Genomic DNA, 4,353 nt, shown 5'->3' with positions numbered 1-4,353 from the left:
GGTGGTTTTTGATCTCGTCGGTAAGCGACGTGAGGTTCGTATGTTCGAGTGCCGAGATAGGCACCGTTGCCGCGAAGTCATATTCCTTCTGATAGTTCGCAATGATCGGAAGGAGTGCTTTTTTGTCAAGTGTATCGATCTTGTTGACTACGAGGAAAACAGGCGTTTTCGTCTCGCGCAGATATTCGAGAATGTATTCTTCACCTGCACCCATCTTTTCATTCGCATCGACGACGAAAAGAATGAGGTCTACTTCTTTGAGCGTATTTTTCGCCGCGTTGACCATATACTCGCCCAGTTTGTGACGCGGTTTGTGGATACCCGGCGTATCAAGGAAGAGAATCTGTGCATCGTCGAGCGACAGCACGCAGAGAATGCGATTGCGTGTCGTCTGCGGTTTGTCCGACATGATAAGTACTTTTTGTCCGATCAAGCTGTTGATAAGCGTCGACTTACCGACGTTTGGGCGGCCGATAACGGCAACAAAGCCCGATTTATATCCTGTTTCCAATCTTTTGTTCGCTCCTCTTCATATATTTACAAGGTAAAGTTATGCGGCAATAAGTCCGATAACAAGACTTCTTTTTCTTCTGTCAGATTGCCGAGGATCACTCTATCGATGTGAAACTCCGCCATGACTTGCAGACACGCTCCGCACGGCAGTACGGGCTCTTTTGTATCGGCGGCAATGGCGATCGCTTCAAATTCGCGTTCCCCTTCCGATACCGCCTTAACGATGGCTGTGCGTTCGGCACAGATCGTCAGTCCGTACGAGGCATTCTCGATATTCGCGCCCGTGTAGATTCGTCCGCTTTTGGCGAGAAGTGCCGCGCCGACGGCAAATTTTGAATATGGTATATAGGCATTGACGCGTGCTTGTCTTGCCATGTCCATCAACGTATCCATAAAAAGCCTCCCATCCATTCTATCACGCGCGTGCCAAACAAGCAAATGCCGACGATAACAGATGTGATCGCGCCTGCCAAAACGGCACCTGCGGCAATATCCTTCGCTTTTTCGGCAAGCGGATGATAGTCTTCCGTCACCATATCGACGACGCGTTCGACAGCTGTATTGACGAGTTCGAGCGTGATGACCATAGCGATCGTGAGCGCAAGGATCGCCCACTCCGCCCGCGACAAGTCAGCTACGATGCCGCACACAACAGCCATCACCGCCGCGGCTGTATGCACTTTCATCTGCCGTTCTTCGCGATACGCCGTTATGATGCCTCGCGCAGCATAGCGAAACGACTGCATAATACGCATCTTATTCTCTCGTGATGCCGAGCGAAGCCAGTATCGCTTCTTCCTGCGCGCGCATCTCTTTTCTTTCTTCTTCTTCCATATGGTCATAACCAAGCAAATGAAGCATACCGTGCAGAGCCAAGAATGCCATCTCGCGTTCAACGCTATGACCGTATTCTTCCGCCTGACGAGTCGCCGTTTCTACCGAGATGATGATATCACCCAAGAGGTTTTCTTCGGGACCACCGTATATCTCCTCCTCTTCGCCTTCTTCGAGCGCGAACGACAATACGTCTGTCGGGCGGTCGATACCGCGATACTCGCGATTCATCTCGTGTATCGTTTCATCATCGGTAAACATCAAGCTGACTTCGGCAAGGTCGTCCACTTCATGGACGCGCGCCGTTTCTTCAAGCACTTCGATAATTCTATCTTCTATCGCCTGCGTCACCGTCATTTTTTCTTGTTGGTTGCTGATCTCTATTTGCATGGTAGTCACCTTCCAGTTCTTTCGTTTCGGGATATTTGATTCGCGTATGGAACATACTCGACAACAATCGAATGAATACATCACCGATCGTACTGAGGTCTTTGAGCGTTACGTTACATTCATCGAGCTGACCTTCCTGCAAGCGTCCTTTGATGATCTTGCGCACCATCGCCTCGATCTGGTCGCCGCTCGGTTTACCTAGCGAACGCACCGCCGCTTCGCACGAGTCGGCAAGCATAACGAGTGCCGCTTCTTTCGTCTGCGGTTTCGGCCCATCGTAGCGGAAATCGTCTTCGCTTACTTCAAGCCCCTCTGCTTCTGCTTCCGTTTTCGCTTTGTGATAAAAATACCCTGCGATCGTCGTTCCGTGATGCTGCTGTACGATATCAATGACGACCTGCGGAATGTTGTATTCACGGCAGAGTGCCACACCGTCGCGAGCATGCGCCGTAAGGATACGCGCGCTTAGATACGGCGATATCTGATCGTGCGGATTTTCTCCGCCGAATTGATTTTCTACAAAAAAGGCAGGCCGATACAGCTTGCCGACATCGTGATAATACGCTCCGATACGGACAAGTATCGGGTCGGCACCGATCTCATTAGCCGCCGCTTCTGCCATATTGGCAACGACGAGCGCGTGATGGTGTGTGCCCGGCGCTTCAAGGAGCAATCGTTCCAAGAGCGGATGATTCGACTGACCTATCTGGATCAATTTCACAGGCGTCGTGACCTCAAACGCATTTTCAAGATATGGCAAAATACCGATCGTGATGACAGCCGACAAGATACCGCCGCCGAGCGCAAGGAAGCTGATGTAGAATACTTCTCCAAGCTCCATCGACTTGGCAACGCCGATCGCACCGACGACCAAGAAATTGCACAGACCGAGCATAACGCCCGTCCGCGTCAAGCTGTTGCCGTATGCCAGTCGGGATATGCTGTAAACAGCAATGCAGTTGCCCAAAAAAGCACTGATAAGAACGCCTACATCGAAATCTGCCATTACGCAGAAGAAGCAGGCAAGTGCTGTCCCCACGCACAGACCGACGCGAAGTCCTATCAAGATAGATAAAAGGAGCGTTCCGATCGCCATCGGGGCGGCAAATGGCGAGTAAAAATGCGCCATCTTGCCGAGAAGCAGCGACCCTGTCACGACTAGTATGATAAGGAATATCTGTCTGTCATCGCGATAGACAGCAATATCGAATTTACGAAGATAGGCTCGTACCAGCCAGATAACGACGCAGACGAGCACACAGACACCACTGACCGAAACGAGTCCGATCGGCGCGGAGTACAGTCCAAGTTCTGTCATCAAATTGACCTGCTCTGCCGTTACGACATCACCGCGACGCACGAGTATCTGACCCTTTTGTACCATACCGCGCACCGGTTCCATATTGGCGATTGCCGTTTCTACACGCTGGTCGGTCGCTTCTTTATCTAAGATAACGTTCGTTGTGAGGTACGACTTAGAAAGCGCGATCGTCAGCCGTCTTTGTTCATCCGTAAGCGACAGCTTTTCGGCTTCTTTGGCAACGCCTTGCTTCATCAAGTCGACTTCGTTGTCATGGATACCGCGCTGGAAATATTGATGCAATATCATAAGACTACTGTCTTGTACGACTTTGCGCGACTCTTCGGAGAGCGACAAAAGACCGCTTATCGTATCCTGCGATACCTTTTCACCTGCTACGTTCTGCACGAGTTCGACACGCTTGTCCCCCTCGGCCGATTTCACCGTATCCGATGCCATTGCACCGAAGATGGCATTGATCGCTTCATCGGTACGCTTGGTCACGGTCACATCAATGTCATACACATTTGCAACGCTGGCAATGACTTCCGCTTCCAGCTGTTTTGTCTTTTCGACATCAATATATGTTGTCGTTCGCGGTGCAACGATATCACTTTCGCTGACTTCGCCTTCCACGAGCGACACACTGCCGATGAACAGATTCGATGCCAAGACCATCACCAAGATGAAAAACAGCATTCCCACCATGCTTGAGCGGCGTAAAAATACTTTATTGTATTGCCCATTTTCGAGGTAGACACGTTTTTTGATCTCTCGTTTCAAAAAATCCACTTCGTTTCAACTCCATCTGCTTGCTACTGTGAGTTCTCTTTTTCCTTCAAACGAGCTTCTGTCTGTTCTTCAAATAATTCATACGCACGAATGATGCGGCTGACGACTTCATGGCGAATGACGTCTTTTTCATCGAGCGTCAAGCAGGCGATCCCGGGCACACTTGCCAATATCTTCTGCGCCTGTTTGAGTCCCGACGGTACATTTCGGAGAAGATCCGTCTGTGTCAAGTCGCCTGTTACGACCATCTTCGAGCCGAAGCCGAATCGCGTCAAAAACATTTTCATCTGCTGCGGTGTCGTATTCTGCGCCTCATCGAGAATGATAAACGCATCTTCGAGCGTGCGTCCGCGCATATACGCGAGCGGTGCCACTTCGATCGTTCCGCGAAGAAGATATTTCTGGAACGTTTCCTGTCCCAAGATGTCACCGAGCGCATCGTAGAGCGGGCGCAGATACGGGTCGACTTTCTCCTGCATATCGCCGGGTAAGAAGCCCAGTTTTTCGCCTGCTTCTACGGCAGG

Annotated in this window: 6 protein-coding genes; all 6 read right to left on the bottom strand. The window is 50.7% G+C overall.

The window, feature by feature from the left end:
- Positions 1-511, bottom strand: a 511-nt coding sequence (era, locus tag IJN28_08765) for a GTPase Era (GenBank protein MBQ6713856.1), incomplete at its 3' end; no start/stop codon positions are given.
- Positions 512-537: 26 nt separating this feature from the next.
- Positions 538-906: a cytidine deaminase gene (locus IJN28_08760; protein MBQ6713855.1), complete on the bottom strand. Its 369-nt coding sequence runs from the start codon at positions 904-906 to the stop codon at positions 538-540.
- Entirely contained in the window at positions 894-1,268 is a 375-nt protein-coding gene (locus IJN28_08755; protein MBQ6713854.1) for a diacylglycerol kinase family protein, read from the bottom strand. The genes IJN28_08760 and IJN28_08755 overlap by 13 nt, the downstream gene beginning before the upstream one ends.
- Position 1,269: 1 nt before the next feature.
- Complete coding sequence (ybeY, locus tag IJN28_08750; GenBank protein ID MBQ6713853.1) at positions 1,270-1,737, bottom strand: rRNA maturation RNase YbeY; 468 nt, start codon at positions 1,735-1,737, stop codon at positions 1,270-1,272.
- A complete protein-coding gene (locus IJN28_08745; GenBank protein MBQ6713852.1) occupies positions 1,676-3,829 on the bottom strand; it encodes an HDIG domain-containing protein in 2,154 nt (717 codons plus the stop codon). The genes ybeY and IJN28_08745 overlap by 62 nt, the downstream gene beginning before the upstream one ends.
- A 23-nt stretch (positions 3,830-3,852) precedes the next feature.
- Positions 3,853-4,353: PhoH family protein (locus tag IJN28_08740; protein MBQ6713851.1), on the bottom strand; the 501-nt coding region annotated here is incomplete at its 5' end.

This window comes from Selenomonadales bacterium, assembly GCA_017442105.1.
GTDB lineage: Bacteria > Bacillota > Negativicutes > RGIG982 > RGIG982 > RGIG982.
The sequence above is the reverse complement of the archived record's forward strand: the minus strand, read 5'-3'. Positions and strand labels throughout refer to the sequence as shown.

Bases quoted from the DNA above. Each gene is read 5' to 3' on its own strand.
- IJN28_08760 (MBQ6713855.1), bottom strand. From the start codon at position 906: ATGGATACGTTGATGGACATGGCAAGACAAGCACGCGTCAATGCCTAT.
- ybeY (MBQ6713853.1), bottom strand. From the start codon at position 1,737: ATGCAAATAGAGATCAGCAACCAACAAGAAAAAATGACGGTGACGCAG.
- IJN28_08755 (MBQ6713854.1), bottom strand. From the start codon at position 1,268: ATGCGTATTATGCAGTCGTTTCGCTATGCTGCGCGAGGCATCATAACG.